Below are 25,511 nucleotides of genomic sequence, written 5' to 3'. Positions count from 1 at the left end.
ACCGCGCTCACGGCGGCGGCAGGTTGATCGGCCCAGCTCAGGTCTTGCTCAGAAAGGAGACGGAAGGCTGGTGGTGGGCCTTCAGTGCTGACATGATCTCGACAGCTGCCGGCCGGACAGCGAAGCAACGTCATCATCCACACGCCGCATTACGACGGCTGGGCTGTCTCGGAGAGCTGATATGTCTTGCCGAACCCGTGCGGTGGTGAGCATCGCGTGTGCCGCGGTGCTCCTGTCCGTCTCCGCGTGCACCACGGATCATTCGGACGCCGGGCAGCCCACGCGGCCCCAGGCCTCCACGACGCCGGGCCCGGCAGCGGCCGGCACCGTGGCCGACACCACGCAGTCCTCCCTGCGGAAGCCGCCGGAGCTGGACCCGGGCGCATCACTCGCCGGCCGCCAGAAGGTGACGACGGGGAACGCCGCCGTTCCCTACAGCCAGGGCAAGAAAGGTGACGCTCTCACCATCGCGGTGAGCTGTCAGGGCCAGGGGAAGATCACTGTGACGGTGAAGCCCGTGCACGTCTTCTTCCCCCTGGAGTGTGGTGCTGACCAGGTCAGCACCATCTCCAACGAGTTCGCCGTCTCCGGGGTGGAGCGCAGCGGGATCGTGGCCGTCGAGGCGCCCCCAGCGGTGCGTTGGTCGTTGGCCGTGAGCCGTGACGCACCGACAGAAGCAGAGCCGCCGGATGCCGGCTGAGCTGTTCCCGGCCGGCGGGGGTCCTCTTCAGCTGCACCATGGCCACGGCCGGGCTTCTCACGGGCGAGGGCGTAAGCGGGCCGCGAGAACCGCGACATCGTCGTCCGTCTGGCCGGAGCCCGGGGCGCACAGGAATTCGCCGAGGATGCCGTCCAGGAGTTCGCCGGCGTCCGTACCGGGCCCCGTCCGCAGGCCCGAGAGCCGGGCGAGCGAGGTGTCGATGTCCTCGCCGCGCCGCTCGATCAGCCCGTAGGTGAACATGACCAGGGTGTCGTCCGGTGCGAGGGGCAGCCGCGTCGCCTCGTGGGCGGCGAGCCCGGTGCCGGGTCCGGTGCCGATCGGGGGGCCCACCCGCAGCGGGACCGGCCCGGCCGTGCCGTCGTGGTGGAAGAGGACCGGCGGCAGGTGCCCCGCGCTCGCGAACAGGGCCGTGCCGTCCGCCGGGTCCAGCAGGGCCAGCAGACAGGTCGCCGGGCGGCGGCCGCTCTCCGCGGACATCATGGCGTCCAGCCTGCGCAGGATGCCGTGCGGCGCGAGATCGGTGGAGGCGACGCACCGCAAGGTCGAGCGATAGGCGTTCATGTCGACCGCAGCGTCCAGACCGTGGCCCATCACGTCACCGACGACCAGCAGGACGCGGCCGGAATGCAGGTGCAGCGTCTCGTACCAGTCGCCGCCCACGCGCCCGCCCGTGCCGCAGGGCACGTGACGGGCCGCCAGGTCCACGTCGGGGTGCGTACGCTCCGGGTCGGCCGGCAGCACCTTCCGCAGGTCCCACACCCTCGGGCCTGCCTCGCGCTGCTCCTCCGCGTGCCGCATGTGCGCGGCGGCCAGCCGTGCCGCGTAGTGGACGGCCGCCGTCTCGTGGTCGTCGAAGGGCCGGCCGGCCCGCAGGACGAGCACGACCCCGTAGACCCGGTCCCAGGCCAGCAGCGGCACCGAGAGGGTCACCAGGGCCGCGCTGCCGTGAGTGGACGAGGCCGTGATCGGGTGGCCCGCGTCCAGGGCGCGGACGGAGACCTGATCGCGCGGGGCCTTCTCCAGGCTGTCGAGGAGGTCGCGCCGCCCGGCCACGGCGGCGGAGCGCAGGGACTCGCCCGGTTCACGGTGGCCCTCCTGCGGGCCGTAGAGATCGACGGTCGCGGAGTCGCACAGCTCGTCGACCAGGAAGGCGGCGAGTTCGGCCGCCGTCCTGCGGTCGTCGAGGGTCGTGCCGATCGCGGCGACCGCCCGCCGGGCCAGTGCGAAGCGGTCCGTCGCGGCACTCCCGGGGCCCGACACCAACTCGCCTTCCACCGCGACCCCTTTCTCCCGTTCTGCCGGATTCATCCCAGCATCGAGGGCAGGCATCGGCGGGTAGCGACCCGCGGTGCCGGGACTGCCGGAGCGGATTCTTTACCGAGGTGAGGGGTGGTGCACCGGGCCTGGGAGGGTCGATGCCCGCCGGACTCCCCGAACGTCCACTCACCACGGGCTTCACAAAGCCCTAACATCATGGCCAACACCCCCCTGACCATGGCCGGATGTTCACGAGAAGTGAGGGCAGTGTGGCAGAGACCGAGGGACCGGCGGTGCCCGAGCGGCTGCTGATCACGCGTACCACGGCCGAGGACGGGAGCTGTGTCGTGGCCCTGGCCGGAGAGGTCGACCTCGACTGCAGCGCACAGCTTCGTGACGCCCTGCTGTCCTGCCCCGAGACCGCGCCCGGCACGGTGGTCGACCTCCGTGACGTGACCTTCATGGACTCCAGCGGCATCAACGCCCTCATCGCCGCCTACCAGGCCGCACAGGCGGGCGGCACCCGGCTGCGCCTGGCCGCACCGCAGGAGGCGGTCCTGCGCGTGCTCCAACTCGTCGGCTTGGACACGCTCATACCCTGCTACCCCACCCTGGAGGCGGCCCTGGCGGCCCACTGACCCGTACGGCCGGAAAAGCCGGATCACCCCGGCGTCCCGTACACCTGCCGCGTGTTGGGACGGGGTGTCGGCCGGTGCCGGGCGGCGGGGCCCTCGGCGAAGGCGCGCAGCAGGTTCTCCGTGGTACGGGTGACGAAGGCCCGGGTGCGGGCATCCATGCCGTGGTCGCGGCCCCCTTCGGGGGTGCCGGCCATCAGCGCCTCCACCCAGCGCATGGTGCCGGTCGCGAAGACGCCCGCTCCGCCGGGCACCGTGTAGTACGCCGAGTCGCTGTGGCTGCGGGAGCCGGCGCACACCAGCGGCGAGTGCGCGGTGATCTCCAGCGGTTCGGGCACGGGCGAGCCGGGGGTGACCCGGTCGTACTCCACTCCGACCAGATGGTCGAAGCTCTCGCCGGAGCGGGCTCCCGTTCCCCCGTACAGCCAGTGGTCCGCCGCGTGCACGACGTAAGGGGCGTCCACCGGATAGCCCTCGTACAGGACCCCGGTGAGGGACGACTCGGGGTCGGCACCCGGGACCTGCCGGAAGTCGGTGGTGACCAGGGCCGGGCGGGACGGATAGCAGGGGTCGTCCCGGTAGGAGGACTTGTAGCAGACCACGGTGCGTCCTGCCTCCGCCCCGCCCCCTTCCAGGCGGACCCGGCGGAAGCAGGTGTTGGCGCCCAGGAAGGCCACGTTGGTGCCCGCGTCGCGGGCCTCGGCGACATGCCTGCGCTGCTCGGGCGTCCAGTATTCGTCGTGGCCCAGGCAGACGATCGCGGTGGCGCCGCGCAGCACGCCGGGGTCGTGGTGCAGATCGGTTCCGGTGGTGTACGCGAGGGGTATGCCCAGGCGTTCGGCGAGGACCACGGCCGCCCATTCGTACACCAGGAACTTCTCGGCGCCGTTCGCGTCGTAGGGCCGGTCGAAGGTGACGGCCAGGGAGCGGGTCGCGTACGCGCCGGAGGCGCCGGAGTACAGGCTGGAGCCGCCCCAGCGGTTGTACGCCTGCCAGGTCGCCGGGGCGTGCAGGAGTACGGTGCGGCCGGCGCCCTGCGTGGAGCGCACGATGAGCGGGACGTACCGCTGATGGCCGTGGTCCGCGTCGAGGCGCAGCAGGTAGGCACCTTCGGGCCAGCCCTCGGTGCCGAAGGCCAGGGTGCGCGGCCAGTCGGCGCGGACGGTGCGGGTGGCCGACAGCGTCCGGGCGGCCGGCTGTGCGCGTCCGCGCACCGGACCGGAGCGCCACACGAGCCGGGCGTGGCTGCCGCCGTACCAGCCGACGCGGAAGGCGGAGACGCGGAAGGAGGACGCCGTGGTCGACACGTGCAGGCCGCACTCCTGGCCCGGGGTGACGCTGGTCCGGTCGGTGTAGCCGGCCACCGCGTCCGGCGGGCCGAGGGAGCCGATCCGCCAGTCCCGGGTCCCCGGGCGGTCCCGGTCCGCCTCCGGGCGGCGGCTGTCCGCCGCGGGGGACGGCCTCTTCGCGGACGTGTGGTCGCAGGCGACGGCCGCCGCGCCCAGTCCGGCCCCGGCGCACAGGCCGAGGAACTGCCTGCGGGCCGGGCCGCCGTGCCCGGAGCCCTTTCCCGTGCGCTCCGCCCCCGCGTGTCCCGTGTCCCCCGTGTGCTCCTGTGCGTGGTGCGGGCTCACATCGCCTCCCTGGGGGTGAACGGGCCCTCCCCGCGGATTCCGACGCGCCTTCGTCGAAGGTAGCGGCTGCGGCGGGGGTCCGCACGGCCCGCGCACACCGGGCGCGACGACCGCGGACGCGGCGGACCTGGACCGCCGGGTACGGACCTCGGGTACGGGCCGTGGTTACGGCCCCCGGGTGCGCCCGTGGCACAGGCGCGCATACGGGCATGACCGCGGGGCCGTCGGCCGGTGACGGTCCTGACGGCCCCGCGAGCGAGGTGGTCGCGCGTTGCCGGTCGGCTGCGCGCTGCCGGACCGGCGCCTGCCCTCAGTCGGTCTTGCCGCGTCCGGTCACGGAGTCCCGGATCCGGTCGACCAGTCCCGCGCCGGGCGCGAGGAGCTTGTTCACGGGCGGCCTGTCCGGAGCGGCGGGGTGCGGCCGGGTCGGTGCGGTCTTCTTCGCCGAGCGCACCTTCTCGCCGAGCTGCTCCAGGTCCTCGGGCCCGGTGGCCTCCCGCAGCAGGGGGAAGAGGTTCTGTTCCTCGTCGGTGACGTGCTCGCGGATCTCCCGCATCAGACGGCCGACGAGCTCGTCGAACCGCGGGTCGTCCGCGCCGAGGCCCTCCAGGTCCTTCATGGTCCGCTCGGCCTCCGCGTGGTCCTCGATCTCCCGGTCCGCGATCGCGTCGCCGTCCCGGACGTGGTGACGCACCGCCGGGTACAGGTACATCTCCTCGGCCACGGAGTGGCGGACCAGTTCGATGGTGGCCTGGTCGGCGAGGTCCTTGCGCCGCGCGTTCCCCGCCGGGAGGGCCTCCATCTGCGCGAAGATCTCCTCCACTTCGCGGTGGTCGGTGGTCAGTTCACGGATGACGTCTCCGCCGTGTCCCATGGCGGGGCTCCTTGCTGCTGGGCATTGCGGGTCGTACCGCTGGACTGCCGCCGGGTTCCCGCGTCGGGCGCCGGCACACCGCCGAGCGGACGCGGGTCACGCCCGGCCCGATTGTCCTCGCGTGGCCCGGGAACCCGGGCTGACGCCGCACACACCTGTCACACCCCTCACCCCCTCACTCCCTCACCCCCTCACTCCCCTCACCCCCTCACTCCTGGGAGAGGATCATGAGTCTGCTGCGCGTGGCCGGTCGTCCTCTGCTCGCCTCCATGTTCGTCGCCGGAGGCATGAACTCCCTGTGCAGTCCCGAGGCGGTGGCGACGGCCGCCGAACCCGTCGTACGGCCGATCACCGAGCGGGTGGCGGTGCTGCCGGACCGCACCGAGCAGGTCGTGCGGCTCAGCGGCGGCGTCCAGGTCGTGGCGGGCGTGCTGCTCGGCATGGGGCGGTTTCCGCGGCTGTCGGCCGTGGCCCTGGCCGCGACGCTGGTGCCCACCACCCTGGCCGGACACCGCTTCTGGGAGGCGGAGGACGACGTCGGGCGCGTCCAGCAGCGCATCCACTTCCTGAAGAACCTGTCCATGCTGGGCGGTCTGCTGATCGCGGCCGACGACACCGGCGGCGCGCCGTCCCTGCTGTGGCGCGGCCGTCACACGGCCCACGAACTGCGGCGCGAAGCGCGGCTGGTGCGCCGCTCGGTACGGGCCACCGCACGCCCGGCCGCCGCGGTCGGCGGCCTGCGCGCCAAGCTGCCCGCCCGGAACGGCGCATGAACGGCGAGGGCCGCGGCTGAACGGCGAGGTCCGAGGCTCCCGCGACGAGGAGGACACGCGATGAAAGAGAACGCCCGCGCCGGGGGCCGCCTTCCGGTGTTCACCGGGCAGTCCGGTCACGACCTGCTCGGGATCTATCTCAACGACCACCTGGCGGGCGCCACCGCGGGTACGGACCGCTCCCGCCACCTCGCCGTGGCGTACCGGGGCTCGGAGATCGGCGACGCGATGGGCCCGATCGCGGCCGAGATCGCCGAGGACCGCAGGAGCCTGCTGGAGATCATGCGCCGGCTCCGGATCCCCGTACGGCGCTACAAGGTGTACGCCGGCCGCCTCGGCGAACGGGCCGCGCGGCTGAAGAGCAACGGCGGCCTGATCCGGCGTTCTCCGCTGACCTCCCTGCTGGAGCTGGAGCTGCTGCAGATGGGCGTGCAGGGCAAGGCCTGCGTCTGGGAGGTCCTGCGCGGGCTCGCCGACCGCGACACGCGCCTGGACCGGCAGCAACTCGACGACCTGCTCGAACGGGCCCGGCGGCAGCGGCGCGTCGTCGAGGAACTGCGCAGGCTCCAGGCCGCGGAGGTCTTCCGGGACCGCTGATCCGCACCCGCGATGCCACTCGGGGGCAAGGGACCCGCGGCCACGTGCCGCTGACCGCGGCCCATGTGCGTGAATGGCCCAACGATTACCGACGCTTGCATCGTCGATCATGGGCAGCGTGCCGCCGGAGTCCCGGGGCGTGGCCTCGGGCATGCGCTCCACCTTCCAGAACTCCGGCACCGCGTGTCCATCGGCGTGTTCTTCTCGCTGATGATCTCGGGGCTCGCATCCTCCCTGCCGTCGGCGTTGGGCGACGGGCTGCGGGCGCACGGCGTCCCGGCGGCCGCAGCCTCGCTGCCGCCGGTGAGCACGCTGTTCGCCACGTTCCTCGGCGACAACCCCGTACAGCACCTGCTCGGACCGAGCGGAACGCTCGATCGGCTGTCCGCGGCGCAGCAGCAGGCCCTGACCGGGCACACGTTCTTCCCGCAGCTGGTCTCCGGGCCCTTCCACCACGGTCTGACCATCGTCTTCGGCGTCGCCGCCGCAATGGCCCTCGTCTCCGCGGTGGCCTCGGCACTCCGCGGCCGTCACCGGCTGCCCGACGAAGGGTCCCTGCGCCCGGCCCCACTGCCCGGGAAGACGTCGGCGGGACCCTCGCTCGGCGAGCAGGGGTCCCGCTGAGGGCGCTCGGGTCGTCGCCCTCGTCGGCCGGGGGTCAACCCTTGAAGACGTCCTTCGTCTTCTCCTTGGCCTGGCGGGCGTTGCCCTTGGCCTTCTCGGCCTGCCCCTCGGCGGTCATCTTCTCGTTGCCCACCGCGCGGCCGACCGTCTCCTTGGCCTTGCCCTTCATCTGTTCCTTCTTGGCCTTGCCCTTCTGGTCACCAGCCACTGTCGCTCACTCCAAGCACATCGCTGTCGGTGTCACCTTCCGGGTGCTCGGCGGGGCGGCGGGCAAACCTCCCGATCACGACGAGTGACCGGCTTGTGTCAGCCGTGGCCCGCACGGGTGTGCTCGGCGCGGACTCCGCGCGCATCGCGCCGGCCGCGGGGGTGCCGGTCGCGGCGGAGGTCGAGGACGGCGAGCGCCAGGGCCCCCAGCAGGGCCACGAGGGCGCAGCCCACGGCGAGGGCGACGGCATCGTGGTAGTCCTTGCCGTTCGCCGCGAGCACCATGTAGAAGAGGCCCGGCAGGGCCGCCGTGCCCACCGCGCCCCCGAGCCGCTGCCCGGTCTGCAGGGCGCCGCCCGCGGCCCCGGCCATCCGCACCGGCACGTCACTCAGCGTCATGGTCACGTTCGGGGAGATGACGCAGCCGCTGCCCACTCCGCCCACGAACAGGGCGGGCGCGGCCCACCACGCCTCCGCGCCCGGCGGAGCCGACCGCAGGATCAGCGCGGTGGCCCCCAGCCCGATGACGACGGTGACCAGCCCCCAGAGGGTCAGCAGCCGCCCGAACCGCTCCACCAGCCGGCCCGAGACCACCGCCGCGGCCGCCGAACCGATGGCGAACGGGGTCACCGCGAGACCGGAGTCCAGCGGTTCGTAGCCGAGGCCGTCCTGGAAGAACAGGGCGAACACCAGCCACACCCCGCTGAACCCCACGAAGTACAGCGCGCCCAGCGACGTGCCCGCCGCGTAGCCGCGCGTGCAGGTCAGCAGCCGTGGGTCCAGCAGCGGCCGGCCGTCGCGCACCGCGACCCAACGCTCCCAGCGGGCGAAGGCCGCCAGGAGTGCCAGCCCCACCGGGAACAGCCACCACAGCCGGCGCAGTCCCCCGCTGTCGGCGAACACCAGGGGCAGCATCAGCCCCAGCACCCCGGCGCCCAGCAGGACCACGCCCGGCAGGTCCAGGCTCTCCCGGCGGCCGCGCGCCACGCGGGGCAGCAGCCGGAGGCCCAGCAGCAGCGCGACCGCGCCGATCGGCACGTTGACGTAGAAGATCCAGCGCCATCCCTGGGTGCCGTGCGCCAGTGCCAGGATCAGGCCTCCGGTGACGGGTCCCACCGCGCTGGAGATGCCGACCGTGGCGCCGAAGAGGCCGAAGGCGCGGCCTCGCTCGGCCCCGCGGAACATCTGCTGGATCAGCGCCGAGTTCTGCGGGGCGAGGCAGCCCGCGCAGGCGCCCTGCGCGATCCGGGCCACGACGAGCCAGGCGATCGTGGGCGCGGCGCCCGCTCCGGCGCTGCAGACCACGAAGCCGGCCAGGGACCACAGGAAGATCCTGCGCCGTCCCATGGCGTCGCCGAGCCGGCCCGCCGGGACCAGGACGAGGGCGAACGACAGGGCGTAGCCGGAGACGACCCACTGCACAGCGGCCGGCGAAGCGCTCAGGTCCCGCTGCATCGACGGCAGCGCCACGGCCACGATCGTCACGTCGAGCAGGCTCATGAATCCGGTGGCGAGCGTGACCCACAGGGCCTTCCAGCGCCTCGGATCGCGTCCCGCCGTATCGCCGGTGCGTCCGCCTGCCCGCGCGTCCCTGGTCACGAAGGCTCCTCGTTCAACGAAGGCTCCTCGTTCAACGAAGGCTCCTCCCGGTTGACGCCGAAGCACGCACCGGCGGTCGGAATCCGCGCGCTCCGGTCGCCTTCCCCGCCACGCACGTTCGCGGCGCGGGCCCGACCGCGGGGTGCGGCCCCGCATCTCCAACGGCTGCCGTTCGCGTACCCCGGCCGCCGCCCGTTCCCCACGGCCGGCCCATACAGTCTCCGTTGACGCGATCCGCTGGCTCAAAACCCGTCGCCGGCCTGCGGCTGTACGTCCCGGACGACACACCCCTGTCCGACGGTCCGGAGGAGATCGCCCGGCGCTTCCCGTGAGCCGGCCCGGCCGTGCCGCACCCGGGCGGCACCACCCCCGGAAGGCCTCTCCCACCGCGGCTCGGCAGGCGCGTCGGCGCGGGAGGAGGAAATATGTGGGTGTGAGGTTTACGCACTGGGGTAGGCACTGACGCGTCCGCCTTGATCAACAAGGTGGACGCGTACTGAGGATGTTCCGGCTGAGAGGGAGGGCCGCACGATGGCGGTGACCACGGAGGCGAAGGCGACTCGGGCTCGTACGGAGCTGCCGGAGGTGGCCGACCCCTCCAAGGTCGCGCCCACCGACGCACGGGCCCTGTCACGCCTGTTCTTCGAACGGCTGGCGAGGCTGGAGGAGGGCACGCCCGAGCACCAGTACGCCCGCAACACGCTGATCGAGATGAACATGTCCCTGGTCCGGTACGCGGCCGGCCGCTTCCGCAGCCGGGGACCGCAGGAGATGGAGGACATCGCACAGGTCGGCATGATCGGGCTGATCAAGGCGATCGACCGGTTCGAGCTCGCCCGCGAGGTGGAGTTCACGTCCTTCGCCGTGCCGTACATCGTCGGTGAGATCAAGCGTTTCTTCCGTGACACCTCCTGGGCCGTGCACGTCCCGCGCCGGTTGCAGGAGGCCCGCGTCGAGCTGGCCAAGGCCACCGAGGAGCTCGGCAGCCGGCTGGGCCGCAAGCCCACGACCGCGGAGCTCGCGGAGCTGATGAACCTGCCCGAGCAGGAGGTCCTCGACGCGATGGTGGCCTCCAACGGCTACACCTCCTCCTCCCTCGACGCCGCCGTCAGCGGCAGCGAGGAGGGCGAGAACGTCCTCGCCGACTTCATCGGCACCGAGGACACCGGCATGGAACTCGTGGAGGACATCCACAGCCTGGCTCCGCTGCTCGCGGAACTCGAGGAACGGGACCGGCTGATCATCCACATGCGGTTCGTCGAGGAACTCACCCAGGCACAGATCGGGGAGCGCCTGGGCATCTCCCAGATGCATGTGTCCCGCCTGCTCAACCGCCTGCTGGGCCGGCTGCGGCAGGGCCTGCTGACCACCCGCTGAACCACGTCCGGCCCCTAGCTCCCGGACGCGCGCCCGGGTGGGGCGGGGCTGCCGGTCGCGCGGCCGCCGCCGACCAGGGTCTGCTGGGCGTGCGGGACCACGTGGATGAGGCGTAGGACGCCCCACAGGATCAGCCCGGCACCGACCAGCTCCGGCAGGAGCCACCAGCCCGCACGGATCTGCTCACCGAAGAGCGTGACGCCCAGCAGCAGGCTCACCGTCGCGTCGCCGAGCGTCAGCGCCGGCTGCGAGGCGGCCAGCGAGCCGGCCTGGAGGGAGTTCTCCAGCAGCAACAGGGCACCGATCCCGGTGAGGGCGAAACCGTATGTCTGCCAGGTGGTGAGGAAGACCGCGAAGCCGGAGCTGTCCATGGTGCCGGCAGCCGACTTCAGCAGGGCGGCGGTCAGGGCGTTGCCGATGGCGGCGGCCGCGGCCAGCACGGCGGCGCGGAACAGGGAGGGGCGTCCCGGCCGGGCGAGGACCACCGCCGCCGCCATCGCTCCCAGACACACCATCAGGGCCGGGACCCACCGCACCATGGACGCCTGGTCCCGGGCCCCGGAGGGCGCGGCCGAGACCAGGACCAGCGTGAGCCCGCCGACCATGCCCGCCACTCCCCACCAGCCCGCAAGGGGCAGCCTGCGGTGCATCAGGGGAGCGGCGATGAGCAGGGCGAAGGGCAGTTCCAGGATGAACAGGGGCTGCACCAGCGCCATCGGGCCGTTCACCAGCGCGAGGGCCTGGAAGAGGGCGGCCCCCATCACCCCGCCGATGCCCGCCAGCCAGGCGGGGCGGCGCGCCAGGGCGAGCAGCAGGCGCAGTCCACCGCCGCGCGCGACGGTGGAGGCCGCTTTGCGCTGGAAGGCCGTGCCCATGGCGTTGCTGGCGGCTCCCATGACGGCGAAGCACGCAGCCAACTCGATCACAGGTCCACCATGCCCGACCGGCGCCGTGCCGTCCTGCCGTCGAGCAAGCCATAAATCGACTTTATGGGTCCATAGACCGGACCCGCGTACCAACTTAGGTTTGCCTTAGTTTAAGGTTGCCGACGAGTCGACCATCCTCGCTCGAAGGGAACCTGATCATGCCCCGCCCCCTGCGGGTAGCCATCGTCGGAGCCGGCCCCGCCGGGATCTACGCCGCCGATGCCCTCCTCAAGTCCGACGTGGCCACCGAGCCGGGCGTGTCCATCGACCTCTTCGAGCGCATGCCGGCCCCGTTCGGCCTGATCCGCTACGGAGTCGCCCCCGACCACCCCCGCATCAAGGGCATCGTCACGGCCCTCCACCAGGTGCTCGACAAGCCGCAGATCCGGCTCTTCGGCAACGTCGACTACCCGGGCGACATCAACCTGGACGACCTGCGCGCGTTCTACGACGCCGTGATCTTCTCCACCGGCGCGACGGCCGACCGGGCACTGTCCATACCCGGCATCGAGCTGGACGGCTCGTACGGCGCCGCGGACTTCGTCTCCTGGTACGACGGGCACCCGGACGTGCCGCGCACCTGGCCGCTGACGGCGCGGAAGGTCGCCGTGCTCGGGGTCGGCAACGTCGCCCTCGACGTGGCCCGCTTCCTGGCGAAGACGGCCGACGAGCTGCTGCCGACCGAGATCCCGCCGAACGTGCACGAGGGTCTGAAGGCCAACGAGGCGGTGGAGATCCACGTGTTCGGCCGCCGGGGCCCGGCGCAGGCGAAGTTCAGCCCGATGGAGCTACGGGAACTGGACCACTCCCCGTCGATCGAGGTCATCGTCGACCCCGAGGACATCGACTACGACGAGGGCTCCATCGCGACCCGGCGCGGCAACAAGCAGGCCGACATGGTCGCCAAGACGCTGGAGAACTGGGCCATCCGCGACGTCGGTGACCGGCCGCACAAGCTGTTCCTGCACTTCTTCGAGTCCCCGGCCGAGGTCCTCGGCGAGGACGGCAGGGTCGTCGGCCTGCGCACCGAGCGCACCGCGCTCGACGGCACCGGCAACGTCAAGGGCACCGGCGTCTTCAAGGACTGGGACGTCACGGCCGTGTACCGCGCCGTGGGCTACCTCTCCGACAAGTTGCCCAAGCTGCCCTGGGACCTGGAGTCGGGCACGGTCCCGGACGAGGGCGGCCGGATCGTCGCCGAGTCCGGCGAGCACGTGCAGTCCCTGTACGTCACCGGGTGGATCCGGCGCGGCCCCGTGGGCCTCATCGGCCACACCAAGGGCGACGCCAACGAGACGGTCTCCAACCTGCTGGACGACTTCGCGAACGAGCGCCTGCACACCCCCGCCTCGCCCGCCCCGGAGGCCGTCGACGCCTTCCTCGCCGAGCGGAACGTCCGCTTCACCACGTGGGAGGGCTGGTACCGGCTGGACGCCGCCGAGAAGGCCCTGGGCGAGCCGCAGGGCCGCGAGCGCGTGAAGATCGTCGAACGCGAGGACATGCTCCGCGCGAGCGGCGCGTAGTCCGGCACGCCCAGTCGGCCGCCGGCGGACGGCGAGCCCTGTCCGGAGCCCAGGCGGAACGAGCCGTGCCCCTGGCCGGGCACGGCTCGTTCCGCTTCACGGGAAGCGGTGCGCCGGACGCGCACCGCCCCGCCAGGGGTCGCCCTAGCTGTTCGCGCACACGTTCGCGGCGGTGGGGTTGAGCAGGCCGATCAGGTTGACCGAGTTGCCGCACAGGTTGAGGCCGAGGTCGAGGGGGACCTGGATGACGTTGCCGGAGAGCACCCCGGGGCTGTTGCTGGCGGTACCGGTCGCGCCGGCGTCGGCCGCGGCGGTTCCCGCGCACGTCATCAGGGCCGCACCGGCCAGGGCCGCGGCAGCCGTCATTCTGATCCTCATGGAGAACTCCTGTCGCTCGAAGAACACGGGCGCTCCCACGGTGAGGGTCCCGGGCGCCGCAGAACATCGTTTCACCGCCGAATGCAGTAGGACTGTCAGCCTCACAGGGCGTGACATGCTCCGAATGGGGAAGGCGGCACGGGGTAACGCGTCGCAGGGGGAGGTGACGGACCGTGGCCGGACGAAGGGGGCCCCGCGGCAGGAGGGCGTCGGCCCTGCCGGAGCTCCCGGCTTCGGCGCCCGCGTCAACGCCGTGCCGCCGCCCTCCGGGGACTCGCCGTGGACGTCAGCGACCGGCCGACCGGGGCCGGCCGGGCCTCCGCCCGGACCGGCTGACCACGGAGAACGCCCCGCCACGGCACGCGCACGGCCGTGGGCGCCCGGCGCCGCCGCCGCGGTGGGACGGACACCGACCCCGCGCGACCCGGCATGATCCGGCTTGGCGATACTGAACGCGACCGCCGTCCCCGCTCTCAGATTGGCTCATGTCGAACTCTCCCTCCCCCCGCCCCGCGAGCCCGCCCACGGTGTGGCCGGCCCGCGGCCGCCACACCGGACCCGCTGCGGAGGACGTCGTGCGGCGCCGCCTGAAGCAGCTCAAGGCCGACGGCGTCATCCACGACCACCTCGAACCGGAGCACACCGGCCCCGGCGGCGAGAAGGTCTTCGAGGCCCGCTGGCTGGTGCCCGGTGAGGTGACCATACGGGCCCGGCTCGCCCTGTCGCCCCTCGCCGGCTCCGGTTCCGGTTCCGGACAGGGGCGCGAGTGGGTGCTGATCGCGGAGGCGGAACAGCCGTGGGACCCGCGGTGGCCCTCCCCCGCGACCATGTTCTGGCCGCAGGGGCCCGGCGCCGACTGGGAGTACGAGGCCGTCACCGGGCTGCGGCTCGGGGAGGTCACTCCCCTCCCGGACGACGACAAGGACCTCAGGCGGGTCCTGCGGCACGCGGCGCGGGACACCTGGACCCTGCACGTCGTCGTCCACGAGGCCATGACGCCCGACGAGCGCGGCCGGGCGGCGGTGGTGCGGGCCCTGCCCGAGGGCCTGCGGCACCGGGTGGTGGAGCACCGGGCCGCGCCGCACCGGTTCAGGGCCGTGAACTGGGTGCTGGACGACTTCGACGTCCGGTTGCCCCGCGGCGGCGCCCTGGTCCTGCCTGGCAGTCCGGCGCCACCCGGCTACGACGTGCGGGACTTCTCGGTGCGCAGCGTCTTCCTGGACGGCACGGAACCCTCCGAACTCATCGACGCCGTCAACCGTTTCGCCGCGCTGCCCAGGCCCCTGCCGAACGGCGCCGACCGGGCCCTCACCGCGCTGCGCGAGGAGTGGCAGCTGCTGACCCTCGAAGAAGAACTCGCCCGGGCACGCGAGCTCGTGACCATGTACTCCGCGGCCCTGGAGGCGATGACGAAGTCCCGGGACCTGTACCGGGAGGCCGCCGAACGCGCCCACGAGGCCCTCGCCGTGTACCGGGAGTCGGAGGCCGAGGGCACGCTGCCCGCCAGGAGGCAGGCCCGTACGGCCGCGGGGTCCCCCTTCCAGCAACTGGCACGCGGACTGGAACGCCTGAAGGGCACCGCCCTGTCGCTGCGCCCGGGCACCGCGCCCGAGCGGCGGCCGAAGGCCGGTGCGGCCTCCGGCGACGAGGGCGGATCTCCGGCCGGTGGGGACGCCGGCACGTCCCCACCGGCCGGAGGCTCGAAGCCGCGGACCGGGGACTGAACCCGGTTCACGGCGGCACGGGTGCCCGGACCAGCCGGGCGCCGCGTTCGCGGACACGCGGTCCGCGCGGCGGCACGTCCGGGAGGCCGCCCGGACGCGCCGCGGCGAGGCGGCTCCCTCGCGGGCGGCGCCGTCCGCGAGGCCACGGGTGTTCGTGACCGAACAAGCCCTTCCCGGCATCGGGCAACCGGTTCACGGGGCAGGCGGGTTGACGGCCCGTGAGCCCAGTCCGGCCGACCGGGGCGGCGGATGTCGCTCGGCCGCCTGCACCATGAGCAGCAGCGAGAGCGCGGCCAGACTCGCCAGCGACGCGCACACCGCGGTGAGTCCGGCGCTCAGCGGTGGTGCCACGGTGATCGCCAGGGCGCGGGATACCTGGACCGGGGCGAACCTGCCTTCGACGTAGCCGACTCCGGCCAGCACCGCCGGGACGACCGCTCCCGCCACCAGGGCCGCCACCCCGGTGCGCAGGGCCAGCAGCACGGCCAGCAGTCCACACAACCCCGACACGGTGAGGGCGAGGAGGCAGACGAAGAGGGGAACGCCCTGCCAGCGCAGCGGGAAGTAGGCCGCGCCGCACACCACGAGGGCCGCCGCGGCGATCCAACTGGGCCAGAAGACGGGCCGTACGGGCCGCTCGCCGGGCTCGCCCTCGGCCTTCTGCTCCTGGTCCGCGGCCACGCCGGGCGTCGGACCCGGTTCGTCGTACGGTTCGTCGTACCGCTCCCGGGCCAGCCGCCCGATCAGCTCCACGAGGTCCTCGACCGTGCGTCCCGCGGCGGCCGCGCGGATCGCCGCCCGGCCGCAGTGCGGCAGTTGCGGCGGCCGGTGCAGCAGCACCACCAGCCGGGTGACGTCCGCGACGCAGCGGCCGCCGACCGCGGCGCGGATCGTGTCGTCGGCGCAGTCGGCCGGTCGCGGCGGCCGGGTCAGCTCGGCGACCAGTCGGGCGACGTCCTCCACGGGCCGGTCCAGGGCGACGGCTCGCAGAGCGTGCCGGACGGCCTCGGCGTGCTCGGGCGATCCCTCCAGCAGGGTGACGAGCCGGAGGACCTCCTCCAGGGGCCGGTCGTCGACCGCGGCACGGACGAGGCCGCCGACCGGATCACCGGCAGCGCACTCGCCGTCGCCGCGTCCCGCCATGCCGTCGGGCGGCCCGGACCAGTGGAACTCGTCGGTGAAGTCGATGACAACCTGGTTCGTCTGGGATGGTGAAGAGCGGGTGGTCATGCTGGGCTCCATGGCAGGGGTGCGGCCGCTCCTGCACCCCCGAAGCGCGACACGCCTTTACCCCGCCATTACAAGCGGGGTGCCGCGCGGCGCGCCACCGGGACGACGCAGCGGGGTGACATCCGGTCATGGAAGCGCCGCAACCGGGCATCAGACAAGGAGATGCGCCGGTGAGCGGCACGACGAGGAAGGGCACGAACCGTGGACTCCACCGCGAAGGTGCTGCTCATGGCCGCCGTCATCGCGGCCGTCGCGCTGGCCTTGGCCGCCGTGCTGGCCATGGCCGTCGTACTGCTGAGGCGTCTGGTGCGCACCCGGCGGGAGCTGCGCCGCGCCGGCCTTCCGACGGGTCCGCGCTGGGTCTTCTGGGGTGCCGTCCTCTATCTCGTCCTGCCCACGGACCTGTTGCCCGACCCGGTGTACCTCGACGACATCGGCGTCCTGCTCCTGGCCCTGCGCTCACTGCACGCCGCCGGCGGGGACCAGCTGCCCGCCCTGGTGCGGCGGCCCGGACTTTTCGGACGTCGTGGACAGCCGGACGCCAAGGACTACGCTCCGTAAGGAAACCATTCACTCGTTCGATTCGTATAAGTCTCGGGAACCCGAAACGAAGTCAGCGGGCCGGGCGACGCCACAAGCAGCACCACCGCTTGGTCGCGGCTGCACCGACAGGGGAGAGACGATGCAACCGTTCGCGCTCAACTACGCTCGTCCGGCAGTGGAACGGGACGCTGCCACGCCGTACGCCTACGACTCCGGGCTGCAGTTGAACGTTCTCATGGACGGGCGGATCGCCGCATCCGACCACGCGCTGCTGAGAGAGCTGGGCACCACGACCTCCACGGCGGGCTCCAAGACGCACTTCGACGACTGAACACGGCCGCGGAGATGACCGTACTGATCCTCACCGGCGAGGAGGACGTGACGGCGGACATGGTGGTGATGCACCTGAACGCCTCCTCGACTCCGGTGGTCCGGCTGGATCCGGCCGATCTGACCGCGGGCGCCGCCCTGTCGGGCGAATACGTCCACGACTCCTTCAGTGGCCATCTGTCGACGGGCGGACGGCTGGTGAGCGTGAGCCGCCTGTGCTCGGTCTGGGTGCGCAGGCCCGGAGCTCCGGCGGCCCGGGCGGCCCAGCCGTCCGCGTGGCTGACCGAGGAGGCGGCACAGGCGCTGTACGGAATGCTGCGCGGCTGCGGAGCCCGCTGGATGAACCATCCGGACGCGGCCGAGCGGGCCCGGCACAAGCCCTGGCAGCTGCGGGCCGCCCAGCGCAGCGGTCTGCCCGTGCCGGCCACGCTGATCACCACCTTCCCGCACGCAGCCCGGGAGTTCGCCGAGCGGTTCCCGGACCTGGTGGTCAAGCCGGTCTCCGGCGCGCATCCGCAGGAGCCGCCGAGGGCGGTGCCGACCAGCCGCGTCGCCCCGGACGCGGACTTCGGCGCGGTGGCCTACGGCCCGACCCTGCTGCAACGCAGGATCGCCAAGCGCGCCGACATCCGGCTGACCGCGGTCGGCGACACGCTGCTGGCCGCCCGCAAGGCGACCCCGGCGGACGCCGACCCCCAGGAGGTGGACGTCCGGTTCGCCACGTCCGGGACACAGTGGCGGCCGGCCGAGGTCCCGCCGCGCGTGGCCGCAGCGGTGCGCACCTATCTACGGCAGGCCGAACTGGCCTACGGCGCCTTCGACTTCGCCGAGGACGCCGACGGCACGTGGTGGTTCCTCGAGTGCAACCAGTCCGGCCAGTTCGGGTTCGTCGAGGTGGAGACCGGCCAGCCGATCGCCCGGACCATCGCCGAGTGGCTGGCCTGCCCCGGCCCACGGGAGCGCGAACACGCCAACGGCAGGCGTACGGCCGCTCCTTGAGCGCGGCACGCCGTGCCAGGGGAGCGCCCGTACGTCTGCCGCGGGATCAGACCGCCAGGGGGAGGGCGCCGTCCCCGTCGGGGTCGGTGCTCACATCCGTGTCCGCTGCTCGCCCGGGGGCGAGCAGCAGGGCGTCCGCCTTGCCGATGGCCTCGTGGATGCCGGTGGCCCCCATCATGACGCACAAGGTGTAGCTGACGTCCTCCAGTTCCCGGGCCGTCTCGACCCGCTCCCTCTCCGCCTGAGCGATCTTCAGCGATGCGTACCGAGTCAGCAACGTCCTGACGACCTTCGGGTCCGGAACCAGCACGGAGCGCCCCTCTCTCGATTTTTGCTCCGTATGCCCGCGGCACGCCGTGCCATGCACGGCGAGCGACTCGCGGGCATAAGTTTGACCGAATTCAGTCGGTTTCCGGTGGCACGGCCGCCACTCGCCCACCGGGGCGCCGCCGGCTCTACCGGCCGCGGTCCCGGGACCTGCGGCGCGCCGCGGCGCGGCGCTCCCCGGCGGTCATGCCTCCCCAGACACCGTCGTACTCGCTGTTGCGCAAAGCCCAAGCCCGGCACTCGCGCAGCACCGGACACCGGTGGCACACAGCCCGGGCCTGTTCTATCTGACGCATGGACGGACCACTTTCCCCGAGCGGGAAGAACAACTCGGGATCCTCGAAGCGGCACGCCCCGCGCTCGCGCCAGTTCTCGATCGTTCGGACAACGCTCACCGGGACCTCCGCTGAACACTCGGCCGCACATTTTCCGGTTTTCCGGGCAGCTCCCGTCTGCGGCAGCAGGGCGCCGCACGACCCGGCAGAGGTATCCGCAATATAGGTGCTTTTCGGCCCCACGGCCATGACTGGGTGAGCGCCACGCAGGAGGCGAACAGGAGAACACTCCGCCATGAGCCCCTCGGAGCGGACGGCCTGCGGCCACGGGCCCACTCGGCGAGTGATTCTTCGTGCTGGTGGCCGAATCCGCGCAGTGGGTCCGGGCGGTCGGGGCCGCCCGGAGGTCCCGGTGTCGGGGCTCAGTCGGAGAGCGCGTCGGCGAGCTCCGCCGTGGCCGCGGCGAGCTCGCGGTCGCGGTCGGCCAGCAGCGCCGCCAGCGCGCCGCGCCGGGAGCGCACGGCCTGCCGCGCCCTGCGCTCCCAGACCACCGGGTTCTCCCGGTGGTTGAGGAGCTTGGGGTAGACCGCGGCGACGCTCTCCCACTGCCGGGCGCCGGCGATGCTCCGGAGCAGCTGGATGATCTGCGGACGGCAGGTCACGCCCGGGAGTTGGGCGAGCTCCCACAGGAAGGGGACCGCGGCGGCGGTGGCTTGTTCGACCACGAAGCCGTACTGGCAGATCCGTCCGCGCAGATCGTCCAGCGCGGCGCGGGCGGTGCGCGCGTCGCGCGAGGCCACCTTGTAGAGCAGCAGGGGGACGGCGGCCGCGGAGCCGGTGGAGTCCCTGATGTCGCTCCAGGGCACCTGCCCCAGGGCCGACAACGGGGTCGCGCGGTCGGTGCGCCGAGTGCCGGGCTGCTCCGTCGGTACGGTGCGCATGGCGTCGTCCTTTCCGGCGGCGGTCCTATGGAGGGAACGGCGGTTCAGCGGGGCGGACGCGTCGACAGCTTCACCCAGACCGACTTGCCCGCCGGAGGCCTCGGGGTCCAGCCCCATTCCTCGGCCAGGGCGTCGACGATGCACAGGCCCCGGCCGTGCTCCAGCAGGCTGAAGCCCGCCGGACTGCGGCGTATGGGCCGGCCGGCGCAGGGGTCGGAGACCGTGATGATCAACTGTGCGGCGTCGACGGCGAGTCCGAGCCACACGGCCCTGTCGCCGGGCGGGGCGTACGGCACCGCGTGCGTCGCCGCGTTGGCCGCGAGTTCGGTGACGATGACGGCGGCGTCGTCGGCGCGGTGGTCGACCGACCATCTGCCCAAGGTCTCGCGCGTGAAGGCGCGGGCCCGGGCGAATCCCTCCCGTCCGCACTCGATCCGCAGCGCTGCGGCCGCGAGCGCGCCGTGGGTCCCCTCCGCCCACGGCGCGATCACGGCGGCCGCGCTCGGCACTTCGAGCTCTCGACTCACTGGTGAGGGCACGGCATCTCCCTGATGCGACGTCACCGAACGGCGTCCACAGGGGGTTGACGCCCCGGCTATTATCCACGCTGAAAGCGTCCGCGTGCAATTGCACGCGAAATTTCTCGTGAAAGTGCGTGCGGACGTGCGAACGTGAACAGCAAGGAGACCGCGGTGCCACCAGTCCGGAACGGAGTGCGGGCCAGTTCGTTGGACGCCCGCTGGATGAAGAGCCGGCACAGCAACGCCGAAGGCAACTGCGTGGAAGTCGCCACTCTGGTCGGCGGTGACATCGCCCTGCGCAACTCCCGTGACCCCGACGGCCCCGCGCTGGTCTACACCCCCGCGGAGGTGGCCGCGTTCCTGGCCGGCGCCAAGGAGGGCGAGTTCGACCATCTCCTGTGAAGCGGAACGAACTTGCCGACTTCCCCCGGCGAGTGCGCTCCGCAGCCGAACGGTGCGGTACGGTGACTTTTCAGTCTGCCGGTCTACTGGGAGTCAGGATGTCCGCCGAGCCACATCGCATCTCCCGCCTCGAACCCTATCTGGACCGGCCCGAGCCGGCCCCGACTCTGCTGAAGATGCTGGTCGGTGTCCAGCTGGCGGGCTTCCGCGAGGACGCGGGCCTGTCCCAGGAGCAGTCGGCGCGCGAACTCGGGTTCAGCGCCGCGAAGCTCTCGCGCATCGAATCGGGCAAGGGACGCCGCCCTCCGGCCGAGGGCGACGTCCGGGCCCTGCTGAAGCTGTACGGCACCGACGAGTACGAGTCCTCGGTCCTGCTCAGGCTGCTGCGGCGGGCGGGCGAGCCCGGCTGGTGGCAGCGCTACGACAAGCGGCTGATGCCCGAGTGGTTCGACCGGCTGGTCGGCCTCCAGGAGGCGGCCGCCGCGATCCGCACCTTCGAGATCCAGTACGTTCCCGGTCTGCTCCAGACCGCGGCGTACACCCGGGCCGTGGTGGAGCGGGGTCTGCCGACCGCCCCGGCGGGCGAGGTGCAGAGACGCGTCGAACTGCGCATGCGACGAGCTCAGTTGCTACTGCGGCAGGACGCGCCGCAGGTGTGGGCGGTCCTTGACGAATCGGTCCTGCTGCGTGTTCTGGGCAGCCGCGAGGTCATGCGCGAGCAGCTCGACCACCTCGTCACCATGGCGCAGCGCCCCAACGTGACCGTGCAGATCGTTCCGTTGGACGTGACGAACGCGTCCGCGCCCGCCATCCCGATCACGTATCTCCGGTTCGGCGGCCTCGACCTGCCCGACGTCGTCTACCTCGAGCACATCAGAAGCGCCAACTTCCTCGAGGACCGCGACGAGACGGAGGAGTACCGGATCGCCCTGGACCGGCTGGCCGACGAGGCGCTCACGCCGCAGGAGTCCCTGGCACTACTGCGCAAGACGGCCAACGACCGTTACGCGTCCGCCTCCTAGCCCGAAGGCGATCCACCCGGGGCGCGAAGACCCGGTCAACGCGAACGCCCCGTCCACAACCCGGTGTCCGGGCCCTGGACGGGGCGTCGTCGTTCGTGTCGGTGCCGCCGTACGCCCGTCCGCTAGCGGATCAGGCCTATGCCGCCGAACTCCACCCATTCGTGAGTGAGTTGACGGGGCGCCACCTCGGTGTCCGGCCGCCAGGTGGACACCTCCACCAGACCCGGCTCGAGAAGCTCCAGGCCCTCGAACCATTCGGCGACGTCCTTCTCCTGGCGCACCCGGCCCCAGTGGCCCTGCGTGACCTTGTCCATGAAGTCGGTGACGAAGGCCCGCACCTCGGGATCCTCGCTGACCAGCTGGCACATGAGCATGATGCTGCCGGGCGCGAGCCGTTCCCGTACACGCTCCACCACGGCGATCGGGCCGTCGGTGTCACTGTCCGGGATGCAGTGGAAGACCGAGTTGAACAGCACGGCCACCGGCTGCGAGAAGTCGATCAGGCGCTGGGTCTCGGGGTGCGAGAAGATCTCGTCGGTCTGCCGCAGGTCGGCGTGGATGACCGCGGTGCGCTCGTCCTGCTGCAACAGGGCCCGGCCGTGGACCAGCACCATCGGGTCGTTGTCCACGTACACCACGTGCGATTCGGGGTCGACGCGCTGGGCGACCTGGTGCACGTTGTCCTGGGTGGGCAGACCGGAGCCGTGGTCGAGGAACTGCCGGATCCCGTGCTCCTCGGCGAGCGTGCGGACGGCCCGTTGCAGAAAGCGCCTGTTGTTCAGGGCGAGCCGGCGGGTGCTGGGGACGACCTTGTCGAGTTCCTCGCACGCGGACCGGTCGGCCGCGTAGTTGTCCTTGCCACCCAGGTAGTGGTCGTACATACGCGCAGCTGTCGGCACGTTCTCGTCGATGTTCGTGAACAGCTGGTTCTCCGCAGGCATCAGTCCCCCAGATTCGCCGATTCCACCGCGCCAACTGGGCCGGTCCGACTGAGAGTACATCCTAGGGAAGCCGCGTCTTCCCAAACCAGCCCGGGGGCGAACGACGGCCCGTGACGGCATCACGGTCTGTCCCGATCCTCACGAATTCTTCACCGGGCGGCACTCATCATCCGCGCGGTACGGAGCACCCGGATCCTCTGTCGGACAAGGGGGTGTCATGGTCTTCGTCGCTGTTCTGCTGCTGCCGCTCGTGTCCGTGCTGCTGGCGGTCATGGCCCGGGTGGAGGAGCGGATGCTGGATCCGGCTCCGGCGCGGGGCCGCCATGCCGGGCGCCGCGCACATCTGCGGCTGCTCCCGGGTGGCCGCCGCCGCACCGGGGCCGCTGCCGGCCCGGTCGCGTCCGCACCGGGCCCGGCCACCGCCGAGCGGCGCCGGGCCGCCTGAGCCGGCGTGCGCCCCGCCCGGCGGGCGTACGCCTGGCCGCGCCCGCCGTGCCCGCTTTCGTCCGCGGGCTTGCTCCGGCACCCGGTTCCTGTGACACGCTCGGTGACGACCGGCCCGTACGGCCGGCCGTCACCCTGTCCGGCACAGTGGAGAGGCACCGGTATGCGCATCGGACTGCTCGGCACCGGCCCCTGGGCACGGATGGTCCACGCTCCCGCCCTGAGCGGACACGGCGAGCTGGACTTCGCCGGCGTATGGGGGCGACGCACGGCCGCCGCCAAGGATCTTGCCGAACGACACGGTACGCACGCCTACGACGATCTCGACGCCCTGCTGGCTGAGGTGGACGCGGTCGCCGTCGCGCTGCCCCCGCACGTGCAGGCCGACCTCGCGGTGCGGGCCGCGCGGGCCCACTGCCATCTGCTGCTCGACAAGCCGCTCGCCGCGACGGTGGAGCAGGGCCGCGCGGTGGTCGGGGCCGTCCGGGAGACCGGCGTGGCCTCAGTGGTCTTCTTCACCGCCCGCTTCCAGCCCGAACCGGAGGCCTGGATCGCCGAGCAGGCGGCCTGGGGGGACTGGTTCACGGCACGCGCGCAGTGGCTGGGCGCCGTGTTCACCGGCGACAGCCCGTTCGCCGCCTCGCCGTGGCGGCGGGAGAAGGGCGCGCTGTGGGACGTCGGCCCGCACGCGCTGTCGGTGCTGCTGCCGGTCCTCGGCGACGTACAGCGTGTGACGGCCGCTGCGTACGGCCCCGGGGACACGGTGCACGCAGTCCTCGACCACGTGGGCGGCGCGTCCAGCACCCTCACGCTGAGCCTGACCGCTCCCCCGGCGGCGGCCGGGGCCACCGTGGAGCTGCGGGGCGAGGCCGGGGTGACCCTGCTCCCGGAGAGCTCCGAGGACGCCGTCGCCGCCTACGGCCGGGCGACGGACGCGCTGCTCGCCGCCGCGCGCACCGGGCGCCCGCATCCGTGCGACGCGGCGTTCGGCCTGCGGGTCACCGAGATACTCGCGGCGGCGGAGGCCGAGTTGGCGCGCGACCCTGACTGATCCCCTGGCGGGCCGGGGTTTCCGGCGTGCGGTACCGGGTCCGGCGTAGCAGCGTGGTCATGTGGTGAAGCTGCTTGCCCCGGTCCGGCGTCGGGACCCGCACCGGCGCGGCTGGCTGCGCGGCGCCCCGCCGCCCCGCTGGGTACGTGCGCTGCCGGTCGTCCTGGTCGTCTTCGTGTGCGCGGTCACGCTGCTGAGTCCGAACCCGCTCGACATCGGCTTCCTGCTGGGCGCGATACCGCCGCTGGCCGTGCTGTCGTACGGGCCGGTGGCGACCGCGCTGCTGGGCTCTACGGTGGTGACCCTGCTGAGCGTGCCGGCCTTCCAGCTGAACCGGCCGGGCAACACCGACCTGGAGACCGTCACCTTCGTCGCCGTGCTGAGCGTGTTCCTGTCCTATGTGCGCAGCCGCCGGGACGCGCAGCTGGACCTGGAGCGCACGGTCGCGGAGGCCGCGCAGCGTGCCGTCGTCCCGCCGCTTCCCGAGCAGGTCGGTCCGGTGCGGTGCGCGGGCCTGTACCGGGCCGCGCAGCGCGGCACGCTGGTCGGCGGGGACTTCTTCGACGTGCGCCGGGGGCCCGAGGGGGTGCGGGCGGTCATGGGCGATGTGCAGGGGCACGGCCTGGCCGCCGTGTCCACCGTCGCCGCGCTGCTCGGCAGCTTCCGGGAGGCGGTGCTCGACCGGACGGATCTGCCGGGGGTGGCCGCCGCCCTGGACCGCCGGCTGGTGGTGGACTCGCAGGAGGTGCGGCACGCGGAGCTGTTCGCGACGGCCGTGCTGCTGGAGTTCGACGGGGACGCGCGGTCGGTGCGGCTGGTGACCTGCGGCCATCCCCCGCCGGTGCTGCTGCGCGACGGGCACGCCGAGGAGGTCGGCCTCGTGCCGTGGACCCCGCTCGGTCTCGGCCTGCCCGACGGCGTCCCGCGGCGCGGCGGGCATGTCCTGCCCCTGCGCCGCGGTGATGTGCTGTTCCTCGCCTCCGACGGTGTCACCGAGGCCAGGGACGCGGCCGGTGAGTTCTACCCCCTGCTCGACCGGCTGCCCAGGCTGGCCGCCGTCGACCCGGCCGAACTCGCCGACCACGTCATGGCCGACCTCCTCGCGCACTGCGGCACCCTCAGCGACGACGTGACGATGCTCGTGCTCGCGCCCCATCCGCCGGAGGGCCGCTGACCCCGGCCGGGGGCGGGCCGGTCAGCCCACGTCCCACAGGAACCGGTGGGTGTGGATGCCGAAGTACGGGAACGACTGGACCTGCCGGACGCCCTCGATGGGACGGACCACGTCGTTGACGAAGTCCAGCAGGTCCCTCGGGCCGGGCGCGACCACCTCGGCGAACAGATCGAATCCGCCGGAGGTCAGCACCGAGTAGACCACCTCGGGGCGCCCGGCCAGTTCGTCGGCGACCGCCCGCGGGTCGCCGTCCACGCCGATGCCGAGCAGTGCCATGGCCTGTCCGCCCATGGCCATCGGATCGGTCACGCCGACCACCTGGACGGTCTTGGAGTCCAGCAGGCGCTGGAGCCGCTGGCGGGCGGCGGACGCGGACAGACCGACCTTGGGGCCGAGGTCCGCGTACGCGATACGCCCGTCGGTCTGCAACTCTCGCAGGATGGCCCGGTCGATCTCGTCCAC

At 72.7% G+C, this 25,511-nt stretch carries 29 protein-coding genes and 1 pseudogene; 16 read left to right on the top strand and 14 right to left on the bottom strand.

Features of this window, described 5'->3' with window-relative positions:
- The first annotated feature begins 205 nt into the window (after nt 1-205).
- Complete coding sequence (locus ABZ818_RS13940) at nt 206-700, top strand: hypothetical protein (RefSeq protein WP_361413751.1); 495 nt, start codon at nt 206-208, stop codon at nt 698-700.
- 57 nt (nt 701-757) lie between these two features.
- Here ABZ818_RS13940 and ABZ818_RS13935 read toward each other — a convergent pair whose 3' ends face one another.
- Nucleotides 758-2,029 carry a GAF domain-containing SpoIIE family protein phosphatase gene (locus ABZ818_RS13935; RefSeq protein ID WP_361413748.1) on the bottom strand — a complete coding sequence of 424 codons (1,272 nt, stop codon included), beginning with the start codon at nt 2,027-2,029 and terminating at the stop codon, nt 758-760.
- A gap of 194 nt (nt 2,030-2,223) precedes the next feature.
- Here ABZ818_RS13935 and ABZ818_RS13930 point away from each other — a divergent pair, with 194 nt between their 5' ends.
- On the top strand, nt 2,224-2,616 hold the full coding sequence (locus ABZ818_RS13930) for an STAS domain-containing protein (RefSeq protein WP_361413745.1): 393 nt from the start codon (nt 2,224-2,226) through the stop codon (nt 2,614-2,616).
- Nucleotides 2,617-2,639: 23 nt separating this feature from the next.
- Here ABZ818_RS13930 and ABZ818_RS13925 read toward each other — a convergent pair whose 3' ends face one another.
- Together ABZ818_RS13925 and ABZ818_RS13920 are read right to left on the bottom strand one after the other, a co-directional pair.
- Nucleotides 2,640-4,247, bottom strand: coding sequence for a N,N-dimethylformamidase beta subunit family domain-containing protein (locus ABZ818_RS13925; RefSeq protein WP_361413743.1), 1,608 nt, complete (start codon nt 4,245-4,247; stop codon nt 2,640-2,642).
- Between the two features lie 310 nt (nt 4,248-4,557).
- Nucleotides 4,558-5,121, bottom strand: a complete 564-nt coding sequence (locus tag ABZ818_RS13920; RefSeq protein WP_361413740.1) for a hemerythrin domain-containing protein — start codon at nt 5,119-5,121, stop codon at nt 4,558-4,560.
- Between the two features lie 227 nt (nt 5,122-5,348).
- Between ABZ818_RS13920 and ABZ818_RS13915 the strand changes: the two genes are divergently transcribed.
- The 3 genes and pseudogenes from ABZ818_RS13915 to ABZ818_RS13905 form a co-directional block, all read left to right on the top strand.
- Nucleotides 5,349-5,894, top strand: coding sequence for a DoxX family protein (locus tag ABZ818_RS13915; RefSeq protein ID WP_361413738.1), 546 nt, complete (start codon nt 5,349-5,351; stop codon nt 5,892-5,894).
- Nucleotides 5,895-5,954: 60 nt separating this feature from the next.
- The gene (locus ABZ818_RS13910; RefSeq protein ID WP_361413736.1) at nt 5,955-6,491 is read left to right on the top strand and encodes a hypothetical protein; all 537 of its coding nucleotides are present in this window, start codon (nt 5,955-5,957) and stop codon (nt 6,489-6,491) included.
- Nucleotides 6,492-6,591: 100 nt separating this feature from the next.
- Nucleotides 6,592-7,115, top strand: a pseudogene (locus ABZ818_RS13905) (MFS transporter); the annotation flags it as partial.
- Nucleotides 7,116-7,149: 34 nt separating this feature from the next.
- Here ABZ818_RS13905 and ABZ818_RS13900 read toward each other — a convergent pair.
- On the bottom strand, nt 7,150-7,323 hold the full coding sequence (locus tag ABZ818_RS13900) for a CsbD family protein (RefSeq protein WP_361413733.1): 174 nt from the start codon (nt 7,321-7,323) through the stop codon (nt 7,150-7,152).
- Nucleotides 7,324-7,421: 98 nt separating this feature from the next.
- Nucleotides 7,422-8,921 (bottom strand): MFS transporter, encoded by a 1,500-nt coding sequence (locus tag ABZ818_RS13895; protein WP_361413730.1) that lies wholly within the window; start codon nt 8,919-8,921, stop codon nt 7,422-7,424.
- Nucleotides 8,922-9,452: 531 nt separating this feature from the next.
- Here ABZ818_RS13895 and ABZ818_RS13890 point away from each other — a divergent pair.
- Nucleotides 9,453-10,298 carry a SigB/SigF/SigG family RNA polymerase sigma factor gene (locus tag ABZ818_RS13890; RefSeq protein ID WP_361413727.1) on the top strand — a complete coding sequence of 282 codons (846 nt, stop codon included), beginning with the start codon at nt 9,453-9,455 and terminating at the stop codon, nt 10,296-10,298.
- A gap of 14 nt (nt 10,299-10,312) precedes the next feature.
- On the opposite strand, the gene ABZ818_RS13885 is transcribed toward ABZ818_RS13890, so the two are convergent.
- Nucleotides 10,313-11,224, bottom strand: coding sequence for a DMT family transporter (locus tag ABZ818_RS13885; protein WP_361413724.1), 912 nt, complete (start codon nt 11,222-11,224; stop codon nt 10,313-10,315).
- 158 nt (nt 11,225-11,382) lie between these two features.
- On the opposite strand from ABZ818_RS13885, the gene ABZ818_RS13880 reads away from it, so the two are divergent.
- Nucleotides 11,383-12,747, top strand: coding sequence for an FAD-dependent oxidoreductase (locus ABZ818_RS13880; RefSeq protein WP_361413722.1), 1,365 nt, complete (start codon nt 11,383-11,385; stop codon nt 12,745-12,747).
- Between the two features lie 144 nt (nt 12,748-12,891).
- Here ABZ818_RS13880 and ABZ818_RS13875 read toward each other — a convergent pair whose 3' ends face one another.
- A complete protein-coding gene (locus ABZ818_RS13875) occupies nt 12,892-13,125 on the bottom strand; it encodes a chaplin (RefSeq protein WP_361413719.1) in 234 nt (77 codons plus the stop codon).
- A gap of 485 nt (nt 13,126-13,610) precedes the next feature.
- Here ABZ818_RS13875 and ABZ818_RS13870 point away from each other — a divergent pair, with 485 nt between their 5' ends.
- Nucleotides 13,611-14,849 (top strand): hypothetical protein, encoded by a 1,239-nt coding sequence (locus tag ABZ818_RS13870; protein ID WP_361413716.1) that lies wholly within the window; start codon nt 13,611-13,613, stop codon nt 14,847-14,849.
- A 192-nt stretch (nt 14,850-15,041) separates the two neighbouring features.
- On the opposite strand, the gene ABZ818_RS13865 is transcribed toward ABZ818_RS13870, so the two are convergent.
- Entirely contained in the window at nt 15,042-16,079 is a 1,038-nt protein-coding gene (locus ABZ818_RS13865; protein WP_361413714.1) for a hypothetical protein, read from the bottom strand.
- A gap of 201 nt (nt 16,080-16,280) precedes the next feature.
- On the opposite strand from ABZ818_RS13865, the gene ABZ818_RS13860 reads away from it, so the two are divergent.
- From ABZ818_RS13860 to tgmB, 3 genes are all read left to right on the top strand, one after another.
- Nucleotides 16,281-16,640, top strand: a complete 360-nt coding sequence (locus ABZ818_RS13860; RefSeq protein WP_361413711.1) for a YkvA family protein — start codon at nt 16,281-16,283, stop codon at nt 16,638-16,640.
- Between the two features lie 121 nt (nt 16,641-16,761).
- A complete protein-coding gene (gene tgmA / locus ABZ818_RS13855) occupies nt 16,762-16,953 on the top strand; it encodes a putative ATP-grasp-modified RiPP (RefSeq protein WP_141364557.1) in 192 nt (63 codons plus the stop codon).
- Nucleotides 16,954-16,967: 14 nt separating this feature from the next.
- Nucleotides 16,968-17,951, top strand: coding sequence for an ATP-grasp ribosomal peptide maturase (gene tgmB / locus ABZ818_RS13850; RefSeq protein ID WP_361413708.1), 984 nt, complete (start codon nt 16,968-16,970; stop codon nt 17,949-17,951).
- Between the two features lie 46 nt (nt 17,952-17,997).
- On the opposite strand, the gene ABZ818_RS13845 is transcribed toward tgmB, so the two are convergent.
- The 4 genes from ABZ818_RS13845 to ABZ818_RS13830 all read right to left on the bottom strand — a co-directional run bounded on the left by ABZ818_RS13845 (nt 17,998) and on the right by ABZ818_RS13830 (nt 20,003).
- The gene (locus tag ABZ818_RS13845; protein WP_361413705.1) at nt 17,998-18,261 is read right to left on the bottom strand and encodes a DUF5133 domain-containing protein; all 264 of its coding nucleotides are present in this window, start codon (nt 18,259-18,261) and stop codon (nt 17,998-18,000) included.
- A gap of 145 nt (nt 18,262-18,406) precedes the next feature.
- Nucleotides 18,407-18,655 carry a WhiB family transcriptional regulator gene (locus ABZ818_RS13840; RefSeq protein WP_361414020.1) on the bottom strand — a complete coding sequence of 83 codons (249 nt, stop codon included), beginning with the start codon at nt 18,653-18,655 and terminating at the stop codon, nt 18,407-18,409.
- Nucleotides 18,656-18,975: 320 nt separating this feature from the next.
- Nucleotides 18,976-19,494, bottom strand: coding sequence for a hypothetical protein (locus tag ABZ818_RS13835; RefSeq protein WP_361413702.1), 519 nt, complete (start codon nt 19,492-19,494; stop codon nt 18,976-18,978).
- A 44-nt stretch (nt 19,495-19,538) separates the two neighbouring features.
- Nucleotides 19,539-20,003, bottom strand: a complete 465-nt coding sequence (locus ABZ818_RS13830) for an ATP-binding protein (RefSeq protein WP_361414017.1) — start codon at nt 20,001-20,003, stop codon at nt 19,539-19,541.
- 183 nt (nt 20,004-20,186) lie between these two features.
- Between ABZ818_RS13830 and ABZ818_RS13825 the strand changes: the two genes are divergently transcribed.
- Together ABZ818_RS13825 and ABZ818_RS13820 are read left to right on the top strand one after the other, a co-directional pair.
- Nucleotides 20,187-20,417, top strand: coding sequence for a DUF397 domain-containing protein (locus ABZ818_RS13825; protein ID WP_141364546.1), 231 nt, complete (start codon nt 20,187-20,189; stop codon nt 20,415-20,417).
- Nucleotides 20,418-20,515: 98 nt separating this feature from the next.
- Entirely contained in the window at nt 20,516-21,439 is a 924-nt protein-coding gene (locus ABZ818_RS13820; RefSeq protein WP_361413699.1) for a helix-turn-helix transcriptional regulator, read from the top strand.
- Nucleotides 21,440-21,561: 122 nt separating this feature from the next.
- Here the strand turns inward: ABZ818_RS13820 and ABZ818_RS13815 are convergent, their stop codons facing one another.
- On the bottom strand, nt 21,562-22,380 hold the full coding sequence (locus tag ABZ818_RS13815) for an SAM-dependent methyltransferase (protein WP_361413696.1): 819 nt from the start codon (nt 22,378-22,380) through the stop codon (nt 21,562-21,564).
- 217 nt (nt 22,381-22,597) lie between these two features.
- On the opposite strand from ABZ818_RS13815, the gene ABZ818_RS13810 reads away from it, so the two are divergent.
- The 3 genes from ABZ818_RS13810 to ABZ818_RS13800 all read left to right on the top strand — a co-directional run bounded on the left by ABZ818_RS13810 (nt 22,598) and on the right by ABZ818_RS13800 (nt 25,049).
- On the top strand, nt 22,598-22,825 hold the full coding sequence (locus tag ABZ818_RS13810; RefSeq protein WP_361413694.1) for a hypothetical protein: 228 nt from the start codon (nt 22,598-22,600) through the stop codon (nt 22,823-22,825).
- 162 nt (nt 22,826-22,987) lie between these two features.
- Nucleotides 22,988-23,875, top strand: a complete 888-nt coding sequence (locus tag ABZ818_RS13805) for a Gfo/Idh/MocA family oxidoreductase (protein WP_361413691.1) — start codon at nt 22,988-22,990, stop codon at nt 23,873-23,875.
- Between the two features lie 61 nt (nt 23,876-23,936).
- Entirely contained in the window at nt 23,937-25,049 is a 1,113-nt protein-coding gene (locus ABZ818_RS13800) for a PP2C family protein-serine/threonine phosphatase (protein WP_361413689.1), read from the top strand.
- Between the two features lie 21 nt (nt 25,050-25,070).
- On the opposite strand, the gene ABZ818_RS13795 is transcribed toward ABZ818_RS13800, so the two are convergent.
- Nucleotides 25,071-25,511: an Lrp/AsnC family transcriptional regulator gene (locus ABZ818_RS13795; protein WP_361413686.1), complete on the bottom strand. Its 441-nt coding sequence runs from the start codon at nt 25,509-25,511 to the stop codon at nt 25,071-25,073.

Origin of the sequence: Streptomyces sp. NPDC047453 (assembly GCF_040643155.1) — a bacterium.
In the GTDB taxonomy this organism is placed as follows: Bacteria; Actinomycetota; Actinomycetes; order Streptomycetales; family Streptomycetaceae; genus Streptomyces.
The sequence above is the reverse complement of the archived record's forward strand: the minus strand, read 5'-3'. Positions and strand labels throughout refer to the sequence as shown.

Coding starts and splice junctions, on each gene's coding strand:
- ABZ818_RS13935 (WP_361413748.1), bottom strand. CDS start 2,029: ATGAATCCGGCAGAACGGGAGAAAGGGGTCGCGGTGGAAGGCGAGTTG.
- ABZ818_RS13930 (WP_361413745.1), top strand. CDS start 2,224: ATGTTCACGAGAAGTGAGGGCAGTGTGGCAGAGACCGAGGGACCGGCG.
- ABZ818_RS13920 (WP_361413740.1), bottom strand. CDS start 5,121: ATGGGACACGGCGGAGACGTCATCCGTGAACTGACCACCGACCACCGC.
- ABZ818_RS13915 (WP_361413738.1), top strand. CDS start 5,349: ATGAGTCTGCTGCGCGTGGCCGGTCGTCCTCTGCTCGCCTCCATGTTC.
- ABZ818_RS13910 (WP_361413736.1), top strand. CDS start 5,955: ATGAAAGAGAACGCCCGCGCCGGGGGCCGCCTTCCGGTGTTCACCGGG.
- ABZ818_RS13890 (WP_361413727.1), top strand. CDS start 9,453: ATGGCGGTGACCACGGAGGCGAAGGCGACTCGGGCTCGTACGGAGCTG.
- ABZ818_RS13880 (WP_361413722.1), top strand. CDS start 11,383: ATGCCCCGCCCCCTGCGGGTAGCCATCGTCGGAGCCGGCCCCGCCGGG.
- ABZ818_RS13875 (WP_361413719.1), bottom strand. CDS start 13,125: ATGAGGATCAGAATGACGGCTGCCGCGGCCCTGGCCGGTGCGGCCCTG.
- ABZ818_RS13870 (WP_361413716.1), top strand. CDS start 13,611: ATGTCGAACTCTCCCTCCCCCCGCCCCGCGAGCCCGCCCACGGTGTGG.
- ABZ818_RS13865 (WP_361413714.1), bottom strand. CDS start 16,079: ATGACCACCCGCTCTTCACCATCCCAGACGAACCAGGTTGTCATCGAC.
- tgmA (WP_141364557.1), top strand. CDS start 16,762: ATGCAACCGTTCGCGCTCAACTACGCTCGTCCGGCAGTGGAACGGGAC.
- tgmB (WP_361413708.1), top strand. CDS start 16,968: ATGACCGTACTGATCCTCACCGGCGAGGAGGACGTGACGGCGGACATG.
- ABZ818_RS13835 (WP_361413702.1), bottom strand. CDS start 19,494: ATGCGCACCGTACCGACGGAGCAGCCCGGCACTCGGCGCACCGACCGC.
- ABZ818_RS13820 (WP_361413699.1), top strand. CDS start 20,516: ATGTCCGCCGAGCCACATCGCATCTCCCGCCTCGAACCCTATCTGGAC.
- ABZ818_RS13815 (WP_361413696.1), bottom strand. CDS start 22,380: ATGCCTGCGGAGAACCAGCTGTTCACGAACATCGACGAGAACGTGCCG.
- ABZ818_RS13810 (WP_361413694.1), top strand. CDS start 22,598: ATGGTCTTCGTCGCTGTTCTGCTGCTGCCGCTCGTGTCCGTGCTGCTG.
- ABZ818_RS13805 (WP_361413691.1), top strand. CDS start 22,988: ATGCGCATCGGACTGCTCGGCACCGGCCCCTGGGCACGGATGGTCCAC.